Below are 19,849 nucleotides of genomic sequence, written 5' to 3' on the forward strand. Positions count from 1 at the left end.
CTTTTTGTATGTTATATACAATACGTTATCTTAATTTCCATTTTAATATTCGTATTTCGTATAGGATCATGGATATACTAATTTTGAAAAATCATGTCACTACAAGAAAGGGACAGTTAGCATGAAACAAGCATCTGTAAAACCATGGCTTATTGTCCTAGGCACAATTATTATACAAATTGGTCTTGGAACAATTTACACATGGAGTTTGTTTAATCAACCTTTAGTGAGTAAATTTGGCTGGGAACTTCAGGCTGTAGCGATTACTTTCTCCATTACCAGCTTTTCTTTATCGTTTTCCACTTTGTTTGCAGGAAAATTACAGCAAAAAATAGGCCTTCGTAAACTAGTTGCAATCGCAGGAATTGTATTAGGACTAGGCTTAATACTTAGCTCACGAGTTTCCTCATTACCTTTATTATATATATTAGCTGGTGTGGTAGTAGGTTATGCAGATGGGACAGCTTATATCACATCATTATCCAATTTAATCAAATGGTTTCCAAATCGTAAAGGTCTCATTTCGGGTATATCTGTTTCCGCTTACGGAATGGGAAGTTTAATTTTTAAATACGTAAATGGTATGCTAATTGATACAGTTGGGGTATCACAAGCTTTTTCATATTGGGGTATTACTGTTTTGATTTTAGTGCTAGTAGGTTCATGCTTTTTGCGTGAAGCCACTACAAATGAGGCAGTATCTCAAACATCGAGTAATGATTATACAACTCAAGAAATGTTACGCACAAAACAAGTATACCTTTTATTCTTTATGTTATTTACGTCATGTATGAGCGGCTTATATTTAATTGGTATGGTAAAAGATATAGGCGTTCAGCTGGTAGGACTTAGTGCTGCAACTGCCGCTAACGCTGTTGCAATGGTTGCAGTCTTTAATACTATTGGTCGAATAATTCTTGGAACGTTATCGGATAAAATAGGACGATTAAAGATTGTTTCAGCAACGTTTGTTATTATCGGATTGTCTGTTTTTACATTAAGCTTTATGCAGTTAAACTACGCAATTTATTTCGCCTGCGTAGCAAGTGTTGCTTTTTGTTTCGGAGGAAATATTACAATATTCCCAGCCATCGTAGGTGATTTCTTCGGTTTGAAAAATCATAGTACAAATTACGGGATCGTTTATCAAGGATTTGGATTTGGCGCGCTTGCAGGTTCGTTTATAGGTGTACTATTAGGCGGATTCCAACCAACTTTTATTACAATTGGTGTGCTATGTATTGTGTCCTTTATTATTGCAATCTCCATTCGCCCTCCAGGCCCAAAAAAGAAAAAAGAAATACAAAAATCATATCAAAAAGTCGTTTAATTCATATAGAATTTTTCGTAAAAAAGAGCCCTAATATGAAGGGCTCTTTTTAAAGAGATTTAAATTTTTTATTTCCAGTTATTTTATAAATTATATAGTTCGCACCAAAATACGTGACACCAAATAATAAAAAAAATGCTATAAATAAAATAAGAGCTATTAAACAACCTCCAATATCTCCATTAAAATTTGCAACTGCATTTGAAAAATCCCAATCCTTAACTTTGCTAATCATATACCCCAGAATATAAGAAGATACAAAGCAGATAACAAAAGCCAAAGCAAGATATACTGTAAATTCTCGATTCGATATTGCATTCACTATGTAATAACTAACCCCTAAAAATGTACCTAAAACTACTAAAAATAATAATGCTTTAAACAATTTCTTGATATTTATCCAACACCGAAACAGAAATTGCCTAAACGTGTTCCGTTTACGTCGTTTTATTTTATGTTTCTTCATTTCAATCATCCGTCCATAATCAACAGTCTGCCACAATTATACAATTTTAATATAAAGAATTCTATTGAAATTGTATGTAAACCTCTTGAACCAAATGCATTTGCATGTATTTTCCAAACATTAATGATAGAATAAAATAAATGCAGAAAATTCTATTATTAGAGGATGATTCCTATAAAAAGAGTAAATGTAACATATGCGCTACTTTACGATGAATTTCATGAAAAAGTATTGATGGTCAAAAATAAAGGAAGACATTTTTCTTATTTTACTTTACCAGGTGGTGCAGTTAAATTAGGTGAAACATTAGAAGAGGCCGCAATTCGGGAAGTAAAAGAAGAAACAGGTTTAGATATAACAGTGGAAGGGATTTTCTCAATAAGTGAGGCTTTTTTTGAAGAAAAAGATCATCATGTCATTTTCTTCAACTTTTTAGGAAAAGTAATTGGGGGAGAGATACATATATCACGTCCAAAAGAAATTGAAGAAATCACTTGGATGGACTTACAAACAGTAGCACCTTATTTGCGCCTTCCGGAACATGTAAAAGATTTATTACAAAAAAGAGAAACTGTACCTTATATTTTTAACGGGACAATTCTTCACAAGTCATAAAGCTAATATTTTTAAGGTGGGAAAACATCGATGAATCTACAATAAGAATTTCCTCTAACACTTCCCAAATAGGTAAAATAACTGAGACGCAGCAGATAGATACGCTTAGCGGACAAAAGCAGTTAACTATTTCATTCGCAGGACATTCTACAGGAGGGATGCTAGTTCTTGTTTATGCTATCGAAGCTTATCATAGCTTAACTAAAATAATTGCTGGTGGTACAGCTGCAATTAAAGCGTATATTTATCATAAAGGAAGTATTTATTGTAAAGAGAACGAACATTTTACAAGAATCATGAACATTATGGACGCTTTAAATAGCCCACATACACCAAAGGAGAACAGACAAGCACTGAATAAAGAGTGGGCACTTATGTCCTTTTTCTCTGAGGAGAAGTTTGAAAAAGCACTAAAACTGCCGAATAGCGGGAAAGTAGTCGGAGATCGTTTAAACTACTTTATTCAAGTTGAATGTAAAACGTATGATGTACGAGAAAAGTTAAAAGATGTAAAGATACCTAGTTTTATTTATTGTGGTAAATATGATGCGCAATGTCCATATGAGTTTTCAAAAGAAATTGCAGAGTTAATTCCTTTTTCTACAATGACTACATTTGAAGAAAGCAACCATAATCCATTTGTTGAGGAAATGAAAAAGTTTGAGATGTTTGTAAAAAGTACTTTGTGAAGAAATGAAGAATAGTAACTCCTTAAAAGAGCTAATAGAAGAATAGCGGGGGAGCAACTATGTATACATATTATTGAAATAAAGTCACGACGTTTTAAAAAATACCCCTTTAGATTTTTTTGTTTAAAGGGGATATTTTTTTGTCTCCGAAAGAAAAAGAACACCTAATGTTTGAAAAGTAGATTAAAGAAGGTCGCGTAAATTGGACTCTTTTTAAGAGTTATTTTGCAAGACGAATTCGTTTATCAATCAAATAGCTCGCTTGGGATTATTTTTTCTGATTCTCGAATCGTAAAAAAATTAATAGGTATTTTTTGTATAGGTACTTCCTCAATTTTTTCTAATTTATCATTGTTAATAGGTAAAAAAGCTAACCCCTTTCCCTGAGCAATGAATTCCTGAATAAGTGAATAAGAATCTAGCTGCTGAAGTTGCTTTTTAGAGAGATTATTCTCCTTCATAAATTCAATTGTATAATTTCTAAAGGGACATTGTTTATCATGGCTAACAAAAAAGAACTCCTTTGAATAGTCAATATTAGATTTTCCTTTTGCTTTTAGTAAACCCATAGAAACTGTTGTACTGAATACTTTTTGAAACGCTGGATCGGAATAATCCCCATAAGTTATGATCATATCAACTCTTTGTTTCTTTAATAGTTGTTGCAGGTGATTACTATTTTCCATATATATTTGATAATTCCTGAAATTTTCTTTGATACGGGTACTTAAATAATTTAACAAAATAGATTGTGAAGTCGCTATTCGATAAGAATCTCCACTCATTTTAATTTCATTTTTTGCTTCTTCTACTAGATTTAGTATTTTATTCGTATAATCTAACAAAATATCGCCTGATGGTAATAGTGAAATACCTTTGTTATATCTATGTAGTAACGGTGTTTCTAACTCTTGTTCTAATTTTTTAATTCTTTCAGTTACATTTGGTTGAACATAACCTAGTTCTTTTGCAGCTTTACTGATTGAACCTTCATTCACTACAGTTTTAAATATGATAAGATCATTTATTTCCATTCATTTCAACCCCTTATTGAATATCATTATAAATGATACCATGCATAATTTATACCTATTTTACACTGCTTTAATCTCGAATTATCATAATTTATATAATCTTGAAAGTGAGTGATAAACATGATTGGAATGCAATATAAGGTTATTTTGCCAAAAAATTATGATATGGGGATTATTAGAAAAAGGGTGCAAGACAATGGACATAAAACGGATGGTTTTCTAGGGCTTAATTTTAAAGCGTACTTAATCACCGAGGCAGAGAAAAACAAAAATTTATATAATTCCTATGCACCGTTATATATTTGGAATAACTATCAAGGAATGAACAAATTTATCTTTGAGGGTTTTTATGACAATATTTTAGAATCCTTTGGATGGCAACACATTAATATTGGTGTTCCTTTATCTATTAACTTAGACAAAGATTTTAATAAAAGTAGATATGTTGTTGAATATGCAGGAAATATTTCTAAAGGGAAATCATTAGCCAAAACACCATTTAATACTATTAATCAATATGTGAAAAATACAGAAAAAAGTTTGGGGAATTTATTAGTTTATAATCCAGATAAATGGGGCTATAGTCAATTCAGTTTTTATCAAGAAAAACCAAAAATTAACTCGTCAGACCATCTTACAGTATATGAAGTTTTGCATATTTCACAATAGAAATTAATATCAAAAATATACAACAAGAAAGGGAATGAGAATATATGCCTTTTGTTAACGTTTATTACCCTGAAAGTCTATCGAATAAAGAAGAATTAAAAAAGGTGAGCAATAGTATTCATCGTTCGTTAATTGAACACTTTGAAGTTCCTGAAAATGATTACTTTCAAATGTTTTTTCCCTACCCTTCTAATCAATTTTTTTACGATCCGTATTACCTGCTAGAAGGAGACAAAAAGAGAACAGAAAAAATAATGCATGTTTCTATTACATGTGGGCCAGGAAGAACAATAAATCAGAAAAAGAAATTGTATCAATCCATATCAAAAGCTATTTCTAATCATTTAAACATCTCTACAGCTGATATTTTTATTACGTTAAACGAAACATCTGCTGAAAACTGGTCATTTGGTCAAGGAGTAACACAAATGGTTAATATGACGGAGGGAAAAGAATAGTGAATGATCGTATTGAATCTAAAATACCAAATAAAATGAGAGAAATGGCTCCCGATTTTGTTGATTATAGCGAAAACATATTATTCGAAAAAATATGGAGAGATCCTACTTTAACATCCAGAGAAAGAAGTTTATGTACACTATCTGCTCTAATTAGTATCGGTAATACTGAACAACTACCATTTCATCTAAAATTAGCTGAAAAGAACGGAATTAACGAAAAGGAAATCATTGCTTTGATAACACATATGGCCTTTTACGTTGGATGGCCTAAAGCTGCCTCTGCGTTAAATATAATAATAAATTAAATATGATTACGTTAACTCTGCCAATTGTAAATTGGCTAAGCAGCATCAGTAGAGAGGGAGGATTAACAGAAATTGATTGGTTATGGAAAGAGTTGTTACAAGGGAAAATGTGCGCTCTTTATGTATCGGTATTATTTAAACTGGATTATCCTTACAAACTTGTAATGTTTATGTCACCTTCTCCAATAGCACTTAAAAACACTTCCCTTATATACTTGAATTATATTTACTAAAAGGGGAGTGAAAAAGCATGGATGAAGGAATTGGAGAAGTTGTAGTCGGCTTATGTGAATTCGTTCTTGAAATTTTGACTTATGGAAACACGAATGGAGAGAAAAAGGAGTAATTCCAATTGTCTTTCATTAGATATGCTACTTTACATCAGACACCTTTTTGTATAGGTGTCTTTTTACTTTGTATCGGACGACACTGCAAAGGATAATAAGTATTCTGCTAGCAATTATCTTATGTTTAAAATCTATTTTAAACATTATTACCGAAATATGGTAATGTATATGTAAAAGTTATCCAAAAGGACTCTGTTATAAAATTATAGTACAGAAGTCTTAGGGGGGAAATGCATGCAAGTACACAACGTAGTATTTACGAACAAACAACTCGAAGAACTTATACTGGATGAAAGTTGTGAAATACTGGAGAGTTTGAATAACAAAGAACAATTTATCAGTAGTTTCATTGAGTACTTTACGAAAGAATACAACAATGCAGAATGTGACTACGTAGAACTATTTGATGTTGATAGCCTAGACTATATGAATATGGAATTAGTAGATAATAAAGTGATCGTTACTGCTTCTTTGTTTGCAGGGTTGTCTATATGGTTGAATAAAAGAGCTTTAGGAAAAGTAACGGCTACTCTAGAAGGTATTTATTCATTCACTCTTATTGATAAAGATAGAAACATAATTACTTTAGATGAAACGTTACCTCTACATGATACTTCTTTTGTTATTACAAATTTCAAAGTGGAAAAACTACAAAGCATTGATCAATATTTTGATGATTATACAATTTTATAAGTAATGTCTTTGGTATATGGGATATATATGCAGGTGAAAGAATTTGATATATCGCGAGGGGATTAGCGTGAAAAAAACAATGATATATATCGGATTTATCACTACCTTATGTTTAGGTGGCTGTAGTTCACTTACACAAAGGACAACAGATGTCGTTTATCTCATCCCAGATGGATATGAAGGGGATTTGATAGTGCTTTATAATGTACCTGGTGCGAATCCATTACAAACAGAGGATGGATTCGCGTTGTATCCTTCTCACCAGACGGGACAGCTATTACGTCAACAAAAGATATGAAATACGGCATCGTAAATGATAAATACTACATTATCGATAAAGAGGGGAAACGAACAAAATTAGATTCAAGTTGTATCAGGCCGAAGTCTACAGGAAGTAGCACAGATCACGTTGGAGAAGGAAATGAACATACGTTTCGATTTGATCAATTAGAAGTGACACGAACAGCATGTGGTCCGCAATTTAAATCGGCTGGTAGAACAGTTCCTGAAAATCAACCACATCCCTCTGAGAAGAAATTAGAGGATTTGATTCAAAGTGTATATGATCAAAACTTATTAAAACAGAAATAAACCAGCCTACTGAATCACCTTTACCTGCTAGTAAGTAAAATGGAGGATTGTATTATGGATAAGAGTTTGTCAGAAATGTCACTTGAAGAACTGTGGGAACTGTTTCCGATTATACTGAAAGAACATAATCCAATATGGAAAGATTGGTATTTACAAGAAGAAAAACTACTTAACAACATAATCGGTAGTCAATATATTGAACGAATTAATCACATAGGCAGTACTTCTATTAACGGATTATTAGCAAAGCCAACGATAGATATATTGCTTGAAATAACAGAAGACTGCGATTTGAAATTTTTAGTGAGTGTGTTAGAGAAAAACGGGTATATCTTTGAAAAGCAACCACAAAAACCAGCACCACATATGATGTTTATGAAAGGCTATACAGAAAAAGGATTTGCCGAAAAAGTATTTCATCTTCATGTTAGGTATATAGGCAATTGGAATGAATTGTATTTTAGAGACTTTTTACGACTGCATAAAGATGTTGCCAAAGAGTATGGCAATTTAAAAAAGAGCTTAATAGACAAATATGAACAGGATAGAGACGGATATACGAAAGCAAAAACAGAGTTTGTTAACAAATATACTAACATTGCAAAAACGGAATTTGAAAACAAATATAACCCAAACTAATAAGCATTTTAATTCTTTATATAAAGAAAGGTGGAGTTAAAATGGATAACAAATTAGATAAAGCAACAGAATGCCAGTTACAGGTTCTTCGTGAGTTAAAAGTAATTTCTGAGTCTCTAAATATCAATTTATGGCTCAGAGGAGGATGGGCAATTGATTTCCTTCTTGGTCAAATTACCCGTATTCATGAAGATATTGACGTAGTGACATGGGTAGAACATAAAGAAACTTTAGAAAATGCACTAAAGGAAGCAGGATATGCTTTTCAACAGATCAGCAGCGGGCAAACTGATTTTTGTAAATCGGATTTACATAAACCAATCCATGAGCTCGATCCAGTTGATAAAAGGATACTTTATTGGTGTATACAAACTAAATAGCAATACTCTATTCTAAAGGGCGATTTATATGCATAAACAAACTTTATGTTTTATCAAAAAAACATGAATTACTTATGCTAAACCGTGAAAATTCTCCTTTGAAAGGGTTGTGGAATGGGATAGAAGGAAAAGTAGAAAATGGAGGGGTTTTTACATTGAATTCTAGATATGTTAACTGACAATACGTGAAGCCATGAAAACTTGTTATGAATGCGTGACTTTTCTTTAAGTCTTATTGGAGGTATCGTGATATTAAATAGGTATAATTGTACCAATCTACAAATGCTAATGATTATTCAAGCAACTCTTTCTATATACATAAATATATCTCTTCAGAGACACTTTATAAAAAACTGATTATGGAGTGAAAGGGATTATGAAAAAAGTATTCGTATTATCATTGTATAATTCAATAAAAATACCACAAAAAACGAGATATTTACAGGTTATTATTTCCATATTCGTATTAGGACTGTTGACGTGTCCTCAAAAATCATTTGCTTCATTAAACGAAGATGTACCATTCTTGATTAACAATGATACATGTCCTAAGCAAAATGAAATAGGACATGTAAGTTCAGATAGTGGCCTTATGGATGCATTGAATACAATTATTCCGAAAGTTTATAAAGATGAAAAGCATAAAGATTGGAAGATAGAAACTATAGCATATCTTCCAAAATCACCGCATCCAGAAGCTTATTATGCAATGGCAAAACATTACTGCGGAGAGGAAATAGCTAATAATTCTTGGTTTGTAGAAATATTATTTCCGCAATATCTACCAGCATACGATGCATCGCATGGACAAATCTTTGTGACTAAAAATAAACAGGAGAAATGGTTTGCTTGGTTTAGATTTCATTAATTATTTGGAATGAACATAATAAAAAAATTAACCCGGAATTAACATGTAGATCATACGTTCTCTTGATATGATATAAAAGAAAGTACATGTTTCATTTATATCTATTGAGGGGAGACAATTGAAATGATTGAAAGGAGTACAAAAAGAGCAAAATGCCTGCTGGAAAAAGCAGAAATGATTAAGCTTTATTTGGAGGGGGAGAGCACGTCAAATATCGCAAAATTAGCTAATGTTTCTCCTCGATACGTCCGTATGGTTCTGACAGATAACAATATCAAAAAAAGAGCAAGAGGAAGCTGGAAACGAAAGTACCATTTAAATGAGAATTACTTCAAAAACTGGTCTAATAACATGGCGTATATTTTAGGGTTCTTCATTGCAGATGGTGTTATTGTGAAGAATAGCCAAACTGTAAGCATTTCTCAAAAAGAATCTAGCATTTTAGAAGATATAAAAATAGAACTACATTCAAACCAGCCATTGTACCAAAACAAAAAACTGGCGTGTACATGTTGAACTTAAATAGCAAAATAATGAAAAGCGATCTCATGAACTTGCATGGAATCACACCGCACAAATCATACAAAGAACATCTACATCATTTTGTTAGAGGATATTTTGATGGAGATGGACATGTAAATTCTCAAAGGTATTTTGTGAGTTTTGTTGGTGGTTCATATAATTTTATGAATTCTTTAAAACAAATTCTTGAAGAGCGCAACTATAGACCGAATTTTGTTGATAAAGAAAAACAGTATCGCATATATCTAAGCGGTAAAAATACGATTAATAATTTCTCAGAATGGATTTATAAAGAAAAAGAATTATTTTTGCAACGCAAACATAAAATTTTTCAAATGAAGAATAACTAATTATAAAACTACAAATTGAGTTCATCTTGAAATCCAATTTAATAATCAATATGCAATCAGTTCGAATGCTAAAAAAACTGCAAAACATTCGAACTGATTATTTCAATAAAAACAAGACATACCAACAGAGTAGGCGGTTAAGTATCGTAATCATTAGTTACTTGTTTTTTACTAGTTAACATAATATAAATTATAGGAAGTTATATAAAAGTAGCATTCCCTTGTCTCTAAATACAAGTAAACTCTACAAAATGAGATGAGAGAGAAATATTTAGTCAAATTTGCTTTATATGCTATTTGTTTAAATCTTAGACATTTTCATGCTCATTTTATAAATAAGCGCGCCAGGATTTTTTGTAGCAATTCTTGAATCAAAAATCTCAAAGATTAAATTTAAATCGATTCATTTCATAAATTATATTTTGTTTTGATAAATTCTTTTAAATTTACACATGCAGTTTTTCATTCGTTTATATGTATATGATCTCTCATTATATTTTATTTATTGAATATGGTTCAATTTGGACTTTACTTAAATTACCACTTCGTTTACTGGTTTTTTGTAATTTTTATTTTAGTTGACATAATGTATCTCTACAAGCTTTTTTAGTTTTTTGCTATCTTGATGCTGTGTATGATCTATTTACAGCAATGTTTCATTACTCATAATATATATGTTATAATCCTTGTTTTTCCCTAATAAACAGCATTGCTCTACATATGAAAACAAATCGTTATCAACACCTATAAATGTAATGGTTAATTTACCACATAATTAATTGATTACACACGATGCCCATAATAAAGACATTTCCCATGGTTTTTATCGTTATTACTTATGAAAAAGCTAATATAATCATCTAAAATGATATTTTCGGCATTTAAAAATGATTCTCTAGCGTTTCTTACGGTTTCTCGCAGTGGCTGTATATAACTAAATGCTTTGTCACTCGCTATTAAAAAGCGTTGTTTCGCTTGTTTTGAAGTAAATTCAACTTTGAGCAGTTCATATAATTGTTGTTCTTCCACGTACAAAACAGTTTGAAATCGCGATAAATATTTTATATAACGCTGATCTACATCTTCAAGTAAGCGCATTTCCTTTGCGATTACATCAGTAATTAAAATCGGTGCATCTTTAATATAATTCAAAAAATAACGTTTCATTATGCTGAAAGTACGCTTTTTCGTGAATTGAAATAGAAGATGTATCATAGAAATAAATATTTTGTCTTTCAAGAATAATATCTATTATCTCTTCTAATTCTGTAACAAAATATGTATGTAGTTGAATAAAGTTTGTTAATTCTGGAGATGTCAATTCACGCCATCTCCCTTCACCTTATAGAAATAGCGCTTTATTTCTTCCAACACTTGTTTATTTGCCTGCTGTGCTGCTTCTGGTAATGTTTGTTGCTGCATCATTTTTTCTATTTTCCCTAAATTAATAACATTGCTGCGCTCGATCATATACGAATCAATGCCTAGCGCTTCAAATTCTTTATGATAATCAAATTTTTGATCAAAATTTTTCTCAATTGTAGAGTAATCAATTAGCTGCAATTCATACAGACGAATTAATATCGCTTTAAAAGGTGCTTTAAAACGACTCATACATGGAAATATTTTATGTAATGTTGTTTCATCATTTTTTTCAAAACCATTATAAAAAGTAATTAATTCATGTTGATCAATTAATAGTAGCGAAACAAAATAATCTGCTTTTCTTTCAGTGTGACTTTTATCAAGGCCGGCATGTACAATATGTAGTTTCCTATCTAACTCTTGGAGTGAAATTAAATGATATAATTCATGAAACAAGCTAAAATTTTGATAAATTCTAGGTTGATACGTATTCACATAACAAATGTATTTCTCTGTATCTGTTGCACGAATAAAACCACCCAAAGACTGATCTTGAATTGGTGCTTCAATAAAAAATGCTGCGTTGCGATATATTTTTTAGCACCTTCAATCATTGTCCAACCTTTTGGATGGTAATATTGTAAATATTTTCTTATTAAGTTTTCTACTTCTAACTTAATCTTTTTATTTTCCTCTATAATTTGGGGAAGGTCTACAAAATTAAGTTCAGACATGCGATTCACCCCTATTATAAATCTCAATAAGATCACAAAGTTTCGTTAATTGACGTAGTCCCTCTTCCCCACTCTCTGATAACATTCCACCTGCTGAAAATAGAAAGGCATGCTCTTCTTGACCTTTAACCGTATTATGAAAATCCTCTTTCATAAAAAATGTATGCTCATGTCCTAAACAATCCGCTAAATTTGCAGCAAAATCATAAATTCCATTCATTCTTTTTCCATTTAGGTAATCTAAAAAGTTCGACTCAGACATCCCTAGTCTTTTGGCTAAGCGCTTTCTTTTCAAACCTTCAGCCTCAATATATTGGTTCATATTCTTTACGATAAATTGTAAATACATTTCTTTCACTTCCTTTTTTATGTGATACATTTTATTTTTATTGATACTGAAAGAATTCTCTTAAATCGAAGAATAAAGCCACCCCCTGGATATTCATATAGAAAGCGGCTTTAAATTTCCTCAAAAACAATCCCGATTATAAAGTACATTTGTAAAATCTAAATTTATCAAGTCTTCTTTTCTTATAAAGAAATTTGCAACGCCGCAATCTCCCCACATAATCCCTAAAGAATCATCTGTATCTATTTGCAGCAGTAAAAATTAACGATCCAATTTCACTCTCATTTTTTGTGCTGATGGCGGACAAATCAAGTTATATTCTAAAATCTTTTTATTAATTGTACGAACTAATTTAGCTGCTTCTTTTGAATCTATATTCTCTTCTAGTTTTTCTTTTAGTTGATCGATTTCTTTCGAGAGCTCAATCCACCTAGGTAAAACATGATTATCTTTCAATGTTTTATAAAGTTGTTTTTCAGGATTATACGAAAGGCTTTTATCAATATTAAGTGGTTTCCCCTTACCAGGGAGGTCATCGAAAACTCCTGATTTTTCTGCACGTTTAACGATAGAACTAATGTGATCTTCATATGTGAAATCCCAAACCTTCTCATCTTTTACTAAAATCTCTTGTTTTTTTAGTTCTTTATCTAAATTCTTTTGATTCATATTCTCTCTCCTCATTTCTTTTTAAAATAACGTTTTTGAATTGTTCAGTGCTAACAAACCGTCAGAAAGATTTTTACGCAACCAAATCTCGTCATGACCGCCTCAAAACTCATTGTAGGTAATTTAGGTATTCTTTTTCTTTAAGTGTCTTATATAGGCTTCTACTAGCTTTTATTCTCAAGGATGCCAGCTGCCATATACATACGAAATCGTAACGTATTTTTATAGGTACTTCTTTTTTTATAAATAAATTCCTATATAAACAAGGTCATAATATTGTATATTTTATGAACAAAAAAACACACAAACAATATAGTCTGTGTGTTTTTATTCTTTCTCAGCAAGGTAGTAAAGTAATAATTTACGTGCCTTTTCATAATACATATAGTCTCTATAAAATAACGGATAGTTTTCAATCTTTTTCTCTAGAAAACGAAATTGTTTATATTGCTCAAAAAATGATGTGCGCAGCAAATTGATTTGATGAAACGGAATTTTTTCTGCCTTTCCATTTAGGACATAACTTAAAGTTCCCGCAATATTCATCCAGTAGATGTTAAGGGCAGCACTTAAACAATCATCTTCAGAAAATGCGTCTTTAAAATCTTTACGCATGTTGCGTACATCACGACACGGAAATGGCTGATATAAAGAATCATGTAGTCTCTGTAATTCTTCAAAAATTACTTTTTTCCCTAGTATCAATTGTTCACCCCTATCGTTATCATTTCTGTATCCATTTTAATAACTGTCCATATTGATTCTTTGCATCCTGATACCCAAGATTATATAAATTAACAAGCTTGTCTTTATTTCTTTCAATCCCACTTATAGGAAGCTGGACACTTGGTTGAATGACAAAAAAGTTATCTTTTTGTTCATTAGAACTCATATAAGAAATTGTTTCATTATACAATCGATAATGTTCTACTAAGAGCTCTGATATTTTCGGATAACGTCTATATAATAATTTAGCCATCGATGAAAATCTATTCCGATGTTTTATATATCCTTTTGGCTTTGTCATAATCACAACATTTTTGCGAAAACCATCCTCTTGCGCCTTTCGAATAGGAACAGGGTCAATTATCCCGCCATCTAATAATTTTTTACCATCATAATCTACAGCAGGTGCAATAAACGGTACAGAACTGGATGCACGAATAATTTTTAATATATCATTTCCATGCTCGTGTTTATTATAATAAACAGCTCTTCCTGACTCACAATCCGTTGTCCCAATTACAAACTGCTCACTTGTATCAAGAAAGGTTTGAAAATCAAATGGTACAATTTGATTTGGTACTTCATCAAAAAGAAAATCCATACCAAATAATTCCCGTTTCCGTATGAAGTTTCGATACGAAATGTAGCGATGATCAGACACTAGCTCTGTATTTACTTTTTTATTTCTTCCTTTTTGACGCGATAAGTACGTTGCACCCATGCATGCTCCGGCAGAAACGCCAACTACATAGGGGAAAAATACTTCATTCTCCATAAAGTATTCGAGTACTCCTGCAGTATATAAGCCTTTCATTCCTCCGCCTTCTAATACTAAACCGATATTTTTCATGTATACGCCCTCTGCACTTGTTTCTTGATTTTATTAATAATTCTATTTTAGCACAAGATATTATGATGAAGTATTAATAAATTCATTGCATTTTCTTTAAAAAGCTCTTGCTGTATTGTAAGAATCTATTACTCTATAACGTGATACAATAAAAGTAACTCATTCCATAGATCTAAAGGAGGAATTTCATATGGGTTTATTTAGCGGTATTTTAGGAAATGCGTCTGATGCGAATACAGATAGTGTAGAACGTGACTTACAAAAGATTATGCTTGATGATGAACAAGTTGAACATGCCTATAAACTAATTCGTGATTTAATTGTATTTACAAATCGCCGAATGATTTTAGTAGATAAACAAGGAGTAACTGGTAAGAAAACAGAATATCATTCTATTCCTTATAAAAGCATTACACAATTTAGTATTGAAACAGCAGGTCATTTTGATTTAGATGCAGAACTTAAAATTTGGATATCTAGTATGGAGCAACCAATTACAAAAGAATTTAAAAGTGACGACAGTATTTTAAGCGTTCAAAAAGCATTAACAAAATATACAACAAAATAACATCTTGTATTTTTATGCGAAAACAAAAGTGTTAACCCCGTATTTTTTGGAACAACATGCATCAATTTCTTTTAAAAATACAAAAAAACTATTTTCTTATATTATATAAAGAGGGATAGAAAATACAGATTTACTCTGTTTTATCTATCCCTCTAAAATCTATTTTTATACTGCCTTGATATAATAAACAAGTGTTGTATGATCATTCAATTTCTTTCTTACGCCAGTCTTAGTGTAACCCATTTTTTCATATAAATAACAATTACGTTCTTCCTCTAAAATGGTGTCTAGTTCCCAACTAGTTGCTTGAGGGAACATCTCCTCTATTAAAAGCATCACCTTCTGAGCTACCCCTTTTCCTTGATAAGTAGGCAAAATAAACATAGGACTTATCCGAAATTGCGTCTGCTTTTTCCAATGAACAGATATAGCTCCCGCAAGGATATCCCCAACTAATATTTTATAAACTCTACCATACGGATTATTTATTCTTGTAATTACTTTATCGACGGTTTCATTTGCAGGATTTGTCTCGTAATCCTTATATTTTTCTAGTAACGGCATAAATGCCTGTACTTGAATATTAAAAATATATTCTGCATCCAACTCTATCGCTCTTTCTAATGCTATTTTCATAACTCCCTTACCATCCTAAACGTTTTCGTAAAGAAGTAATATGTGCAGTATGATGACGACCGTGCCATGCGTATAATCCAATTGCAACCGCAAGCTTTGTCTCTCCTGATTCCGGATGATTAAACGTTTTTTCTAGATCAGCAGCTTCTAAAGAATATAATAGATTCACCCATCTTTTATGTAATGATTCTAACAATACAAGCGAAACATCTACTGGTAATCTTGAATCTGGAAGCTCTGCCCATTTTTCTTCTCTATACGGCTTAATCGTTGGATTATTTTCTGTAAGTGCTAACTTAAATCGAATATAACTATTCATATGACTATCAACGACATGATGAACAACTTGACGAACTGTCCATCCACCAGTTCGGTACGGTGTATCTAACTGATGTTTATCTAAATCCTTAATTGCCTTTGTTAATTCGTGAGGAAGATCCTCAATTTCTTGAATCCATTTGTCTATCATTTCTTCTGTAATATTTTCTTCATAAGTAAATTGCCCAATTGGATAACGTAAATCCTTCATTGTATTGTACCCCTTTTGTTTAAAAGTTCTATTTATACTATGTTAGTATATTTCCAAATGTAATAAATGAAATCCATTTTTTGACCGTTTAAATCTATAAATCCTTTATCGATTGAAATACGTGAAAAGCCGTTTTTTTCTAATACTCTTTGCGAAGCGATATTATTATTTGTTGTTTTTGCATGAATTTCAGTAACTTGATAGCTGACTGCTTGATCTAGAAGTAACTTTACCGCCGTAGCTGCGATGCCTCTTCTAAGAAACTTTTCTCCCACACGATAACCTAAATACCCTAATTGTTTCTCTTTCTCTATATCTACTAAATTTATGCGACCAACAATTCTATTCTCCATATTACGGACGAGGTAAAAGTAAGAAATTCCTTCTTCTTGTTCTTTTAATAGCTCATCAAGTTGTTGCTGAAATACCTCATAAATATAATAATCCGTACCACGACTTGGTACCATTTTTTCGAAAAACTCTCTGTTATAGCATTCAAAAGCAAATAATTCTACAGCATCTTGCTGCTGTAGCTTTTCTATGTACACTTCCATTCATCACTCATCCCTTTTTCAAATCAGCTAACTATTATATGTTCTTCTCCTAAGAATAAATATCCTGCTACTAAATTTTCATTATGTTCTTTTCATCCAACAGTATGATTTCCTTTTTCGCTTTTATTCATCCTTCCCCTTCATTACAAGTACCGTATGAGAAAATAGCCCACATGCAATGCCTATCTAATAAAGTCGTGATTGATACTAATAGCTTGAATTACGCTCTCCTTTCTTCGTGAAATAGAAAAAGGCAACCGATTTAATATCGATTGCCTTGAAATACGTATATTTTGTTTAGTTCCTATGCCACTAAGCTCTATGCTATTATCTCTTTCTTACAGCTTCAAAAGTGATGATTTGACTTGCATTCGTTAGTTGTTTTTCATAAACATAGTCAGCAGAACATGTAATATCAGAAAAACCTATACTTTCTAAAATAAGCTTAAACTCTTCAATTCCATACCAATGCATTGCAAAACGTTGTAACTCGGTTTGTATCAACTTTCCTTGACGCCATTTTTCGTATTTTAAATACGACACAGTAATTTGGTTAAGCCAATCCATTTCAATCGATTTGTTTTCCAATGTAATCCCATCTCCGTTAGGTAGAGAAAAAGTTGATGTATTAACTTCTCCTGCTTTCCAATCATAAGGTAGGAGAAGATCAACAATCAAACGTCCACCCAACGCCAGATGTTTATAAAAACATTTCAATGCGTTTAAGGAATCTGCACGACTTTCAATTAAACAAAATGAACCAGTAGGAATAATAATCGCCTCATAATTAGCTGGTAATGAGAATTCCTGCAGTTTACCCTGATACAAATGAGGATTTAGGCCTCTTTCCTCGCAACGTTTACGACAAGAATCCAACATTTCGGGAGAAGAATCAATTCCGTCAACTGTATATCCAGCTTCAAGAAGTGGGATAATCACACGTCCAGAGCCAACCGCTGCTTCGAGTATACCCCCTTGGCAATTCTTTAATCGTTCTTGATAATATTCAATATCCCCGCTTAAAGAATAACCAACAGGCTTTGTAAAATCATAGAGTTCCGTGCAAAGTGTACTGTAATTACTAAACATTTAATTTATCCCTCCGTTTTGTTGTACGGAAAATGTTTAAAAAGAAAACCCTATAATGTATTAACCCTTCCGTACCTCTAATTTAATTGGTAAGTGGAAAGATCTGACTGTCATAATATATCACTCACTTTCAATAAAGTATAATGATAATTTACCATGATTTACCTTTCTTAAAAAGAGAATAAAAGATTTACAGGTTCCTTTTGACTATATCTTTTCAAGAACACTCTTCCTTAAAATATGCCAGTAAACTGTAAAGTTAAAATTAAAGCGCCTAAAGCCCACACATAATACGCGAATACTTTAAGAGAATGTCGTTTTAAATATTGAATCATCCAAGATACGGCTATGTATCCAAAGAATGCTGCGGATAAAGTACCAACGATCAGCGATGTACTTGAAATCGCTTCGGCTTTTCCTTGAAATACGTCCACAGATTGTAAAACAATGGCTCCAACAATAGCAGGTGTGGATAACAAAAAAGAAAAATACGCTGCGGTTTCACGATCTAATTTTCTCCATAGTGCAGCGACAATCGTCATGCCAGAACGAGAGATTGCTGGAAATATAGCAACCGCTTGAAAAGAACCGATAATAAAGGCATCTTGATATGTGATGTCATCCATCTTTTTACGGCCATTTTTTTGTTTTTCTGCCATATATAAAAACAAACCCGTCACTAAAAACTCCCATCCAATTGTTACACCTGTCTTTGAAATATCTTCAAAGAAATCTTTAAATAATAAACCGATAATGACTGCTGGAATTGTCCCAACAATAAGCAAGAACATAAGCTTTGAAAATGGATTTTTAATTAAATAAATAAATTCTTTTTTATAGTAAATAAACACTGCAAGCAGTGTACCAATATGAAGCATCGTATCTAAGAAAAGACCCGCTTCATCTAAGTTAAATAAATGTCTTCCTAAGTACAAGTGACCGGTACTGCTTATAGGTAAAAATTCTGTTAACCCTTGAATAATTCCTAATATAAAAGCCTCTAACCAGTTCATGATGGTCTCCTTTCTTGTTTGCTTGTACCAGTATATGAAATAGATTTTGAGAGTATGTGGATAAGAAACATAAAAACAACCACTTAAAGTTTAGTGGTTGTTTCATTCATACTAGCCTTTATAATTTCTTTATCCAATCATCAAAATTATCACTTTCTAAATTCTTAACACTTTCCGTCATAGTTTTACTTGTCTTTCTTGAATAATCAAATGTTTTTAACGTAATGTCCTTTTATATAAAAAATCCTCAAATCATTATAGATTTAAGGATTAATAAACATTATATATACAGTTATTATTTGTAAAACACCTTATCAACGTTATATTTCGCTTGAAACTCATTAATAATATATGTTTCGTAAATTTCTCTTTCCAGTGGATCTTCTACAATACATACATCAATACGATATACTTCGTCACGATGTGCTTTAATTGGTGACACGTTGTCTTCAAAATGCTTTTTAATTCGTTGTCTAATCTTTCTTGCTTTCCCTACAAAAAGAAGCTCGTCATTAATATTATAAAACATAAAAATGCCGCCTTTATCTCTTGGGAACAAGTGGAAATCAATGAATCCATGAATTGGAGTAATTCTTGGTTCATCTCCTTTTATGACTTGTTTTCTTTCTGTTATAGAAACATCAACTGCAGGTACATCAATTTTAATCAAGCTACTTCACGTCCTCTTTTATTATAAAGGTAAATAATAGCACAATTATGTAAGAAAAGCTATTCGTGTTGATAATAAATACAGTTTAATTAAATGTACACGAATGATTTTGCTAAATAAGTATGCTTTGAAAATATT

Annotated in this window: 26 protein-coding genes and 4 pseudogenes; 13 read left to right on the plus strand and 17 right to left on the minus strand. The window is 31.7% G+C overall.

The window, feature by feature from the left end; all coding sequences use genetic code 11:
- Positions 1-121 precede the first annotated feature (121 nt).
- Complete coding sequence (locus COO03_RS14740) at positions 122-1,330, plus strand: L-lactate MFS transporter (RefSeq protein ID WP_097897884.1); 1,209 nt, start codon at positions 122-124, stop codon at positions 1,328-1,330.
- 49 nt (positions 1,331-1,379) lie between these two features.
- On the opposite strand, the gene COO03_RS14745 is transcribed toward COO03_RS14740, so the two are convergent.
- A complete protein-coding gene (locus tag COO03_RS14745; protein ID WP_230322480.1) occupies positions 1,380-1,796 on the minus strand; it encodes a permease in 417 nt (138 codons plus the stop codon).
- A gap of 174 nt (positions 1,797-1,970) precedes the next feature.
- Between COO03_RS14745 and COO03_RS14750 the strand changes: the two genes are divergently transcribed.
- Both COO03_RS14750 and COO03_RS14755 read left to right on the plus strand, forming a co-directional pair.
- Positions 1,971-2,411, plus strand: a complete 441-nt coding sequence (locus tag COO03_RS14750) for an NUDIX hydrolase (protein WP_141523354.1) — start codon at positions 1,971-1,973, stop codon at positions 2,409-2,411.
- A 134-nt stretch (positions 2,412-2,545) separates the two neighbouring features.
- Positions 2,546-3,100, plus strand: a pseudogene (locus COO03_RS14755) (alpha/beta fold hydrolase); the annotation flags it as partial.
- Positions 3,101-3,345: 245 nt separating this feature from the next.
- Here the strand turns inward: COO03_RS14755 and COO03_RS14760 are convergent.
- Positions 3,346-4,134: a LysR family transcriptional regulator gene (locus COO03_RS14760; protein ID WP_097897886.1), complete on the minus strand. Its 789-nt coding sequence runs from the start codon at positions 4,132-4,134 to the stop codon at positions 3,346-3,348.
- A 120-nt stretch (positions 4,135-4,254) separates the two neighbouring features.
- On the opposite strand from COO03_RS14760, the gene COO03_RS14765 reads away from it, so the two are divergent.
- The 9 genes and pseudogenes from COO03_RS14765 to COO03_RS28030 all read left to right on the plus strand — a co-directional run bounded on the left by COO03_RS14765 (position 4,255) and on the right by COO03_RS28030 (position 9,959).
- Complete coding sequence (locus COO03_RS14765) at positions 4,255-4,803, plus strand: DUF4865 family protein (RefSeq protein ID WP_097897887.1); 549 nt, start codon at positions 4,255-4,257, stop codon at positions 4,801-4,803.
- Between the two features lie 44 nt (positions 4,804-4,847).
- A complete protein-coding gene (locus tag COO03_RS14770; RefSeq protein WP_097897888.1) occupies positions 4,848-5,261 on the plus strand; it encodes a tautomerase family protein in 414 nt (137 codons plus the stop codon).
- Complete coding sequence (locus tag COO03_RS14775; protein ID WP_097897889.1) at positions 5,261-5,569, plus strand: carboxymuconolactone decarboxylase family protein; 309 nt, start codon at positions 5,261-5,263, stop codon at positions 5,567-5,569. The genes COO03_RS14770 and COO03_RS14775 overlap by 1 nt, the downstream gene beginning before the upstream one ends.
- Before the next feature lie 581 nt (positions 5,570-6,150).
- The gene (locus COO03_RS14780) at positions 6,151-6,609 is read left to right on the plus strand and encodes a hypothetical protein (protein ID WP_097897890.1); all 459 of its coding nucleotides are present in this window, start codon (positions 6,151-6,153) and stop codon (positions 6,607-6,609) included.
- Between the two features lie 67 nt (positions 6,610-6,676).
- Positions 6,677-7,200: pseudogene (locus COO03_RS14785) on the plus strand (DUF6843 domain-containing protein).
- A gap of 54 nt (positions 7,201-7,254) precedes the next feature.
- Complete coding sequence (locus COO03_RS14790; protein ID WP_097897891.1) at positions 7,255-7,839, plus strand: GrpB family protein; 585 nt, start codon at positions 7,255-7,257, stop codon at positions 7,837-7,839.
- A gap of 41 nt (positions 7,840-7,880) precedes the next feature.
- Entirely contained in the window at positions 7,881-8,219 is a 339-nt protein-coding gene (locus COO03_RS14795) for a nucleotidyltransferase domain-containing protein (RefSeq protein WP_097897892.1), read from the plus strand.
- Positions 8,220-8,595: 376 nt separating this feature from the next.
- Positions 8,596-9,087, plus strand: coding sequence for a hypothetical protein (locus tag COO03_RS14800; RefSeq protein ID WP_170958212.1), 492 nt, complete (start codon positions 8,596-8,598; stop codon positions 9,085-9,087).
- 123 nt (positions 9,088-9,210) lie between these two features.
- A pseudogene (locus COO03_RS28030) lies at positions 9,211-9,959 on the plus strand (LAGLIDADG family homing endonuclease).
- 783 nt (positions 9,960-10,742) lie between these two features.
- Here COO03_RS28030 and COO03_RS27100 read toward each other — a convergent pair.
- The 9 genes and pseudogenes from COO03_RS27100 to COO03_RS14845 form a co-directional block, all read right to left on the minus strand.
- Positions 10,743-11,111, minus strand: coding sequence for a hypothetical protein (locus tag COO03_RS27100; RefSeq protein ID WP_176524432.1), 369 nt, complete (start codon positions 11,109-11,111; stop codon positions 10,743-10,745).
- On the minus strand, positions 11,098-11,280 hold the full coding sequence (locus COO03_RS27105; RefSeq protein WP_176524431.1) for a hypothetical protein: 183 nt from the start codon (positions 11,278-11,280) through the stop codon (positions 11,098-11,100). Before COO03_RS27105 ends, COO03_RS27100 begins: the two co-directional genes overlap by 14 nt.
- Positions 11,277-11,867: an ImmA/IrrE family metallo-endopeptidase gene (locus COO03_RS14815; RefSeq protein WP_170958213.1), complete on the minus strand. Its 591-nt coding sequence runs from the start codon at positions 11,865-11,867 to the stop codon at positions 11,277-11,279. The genes COO03_RS27105 and COO03_RS14815 overlap by 4 nt, the downstream gene beginning before the upstream one ends.
- Entirely contained in the window at positions 11,816-12,058 is a 243-nt protein-coding gene (locus COO03_RS14820) for a hypothetical protein (RefSeq protein ID WP_097897894.1), read from the minus strand. Before COO03_RS14820 ends, COO03_RS14815 begins: the two co-directional genes overlap by 52 nt.
- Positions 12,051-12,407: a helix-turn-helix domain-containing protein gene (locus COO03_RS14825; protein WP_097897895.1), complete on the minus strand. Its 357-nt coding sequence runs from the start codon at positions 12,405-12,407 to the stop codon at positions 12,051-12,053. Before COO03_RS14825 ends, COO03_RS14820 begins: the two co-directional genes overlap by 8 nt.
- 120 nt (positions 12,408-12,527) lie before the next feature.
- A pseudogene (locus tag COO03_RS14830) lies at positions 12,528-12,665 on the minus strand (DUF1963 domain-containing protein); the annotation flags it as partial.
- 3 nt (positions 12,666-12,668) lie between these two features.
- Positions 12,669-13,076 (minus strand): J-domain-containing protein, encoded by a 408-nt coding sequence (locus COO03_RS14835; protein ID WP_097897896.1) that lies wholly within the window; start codon positions 13,074-13,076, stop codon positions 12,669-12,671.
- 327 nt (positions 13,077-13,403) lie between these two features.
- Positions 13,404-13,781: a YxiJ-like family protein gene (locus COO03_RS14840; protein WP_097897897.1), complete on the minus strand. Its 378-nt coding sequence runs from the start codon at positions 13,779-13,781 to the stop codon at positions 13,404-13,406.
- Between the two features lie 19 nt (positions 13,782-13,800).
- Positions 13,801-14,652 (minus strand): patatin-like phospholipase family protein, encoded by an 852-nt coding sequence (locus COO03_RS14845; protein WP_097897898.1) that lies wholly within the window; start codon positions 14,650-14,652, stop codon positions 13,801-13,803.
- Between the two features lie 190 nt (positions 14,653-14,842).
- Between COO03_RS14845 and COO03_RS14850 the strand changes: the two genes are divergently transcribed.
- Positions 14,843-15,220 (plus strand): PH domain-containing protein, encoded by a 378-nt coding sequence (locus tag COO03_RS14850; RefSeq protein ID WP_097897899.1) that lies wholly within the window; start codon positions 14,843-14,845, stop codon positions 15,218-15,220.
- 165 nt (positions 15,221-15,385) lie between these two features.
- Here COO03_RS14850 and COO03_RS14855 read toward each other — a convergent pair whose 3' ends face one another.
- The 6 genes from COO03_RS14855 to COO03_RS14880 form a co-directional block, all read right to left on the minus strand.
- Complete coding sequence (locus COO03_RS14855; RefSeq protein WP_097897900.1) at positions 15,386-15,856, minus strand: GNAT family N-acetyltransferase; 471 nt, start codon at positions 15,854-15,856, stop codon at positions 15,386-15,388.
- 7 nt (positions 15,857-15,863) lie between these two features.
- Entirely contained in the window at positions 15,864-16,385 is a 522-nt protein-coding gene (locus COO03_RS14860; RefSeq protein WP_097897901.1) for a YfiT family bacillithiol transferase, read from the minus strand.
- Between the two features lie 32 nt (positions 16,386-16,417).
- Entirely contained in the window at positions 16,418-16,939 is a 522-nt protein-coding gene (locus COO03_RS14865) for a GNAT family N-acetyltransferase (protein WP_097897902.1), read from the minus strand.
- 327 nt (positions 16,940-17,266) lie between these two features.
- Entirely contained in the window at positions 17,267-18,028 is a 762-nt protein-coding gene (locus tag COO03_RS14870) for a class I SAM-dependent methyltransferase (RefSeq protein WP_097897903.1), read from the minus strand.
- 233 nt (positions 18,029-18,261) lie between these two features.
- The gene (locus COO03_RS14875; protein WP_097897904.1) at positions 18,262-19,041 is read right to left on the minus strand and encodes an undecaprenyl-diphosphate phosphatase; all 780 of its coding nucleotides are present in this window, start codon (positions 19,039-19,041) and stop codon (positions 18,262-18,264) included.
- Between the two features lie 295 nt (positions 19,042-19,336).
- The gene (locus COO03_RS14880; RefSeq protein ID WP_097897905.1) at positions 19,337-19,711 is read right to left on the minus strand and encodes a nucleotide excision repair endonuclease; all 375 of its coding nucleotides are present in this window, start codon (positions 19,709-19,711) and stop codon (positions 19,337-19,339) included.
- Positions 19,712-19,849: the final 138 nt, after the last annotated feature.

Source organism: Bacillus sp. AFS098217 (genome assembly GCF_002551815.1).
Classification (GTDB): Bacteria; Bacillota; Bacilli; order Bacillales; family Bacillaceae_G; genus Bacillus_A.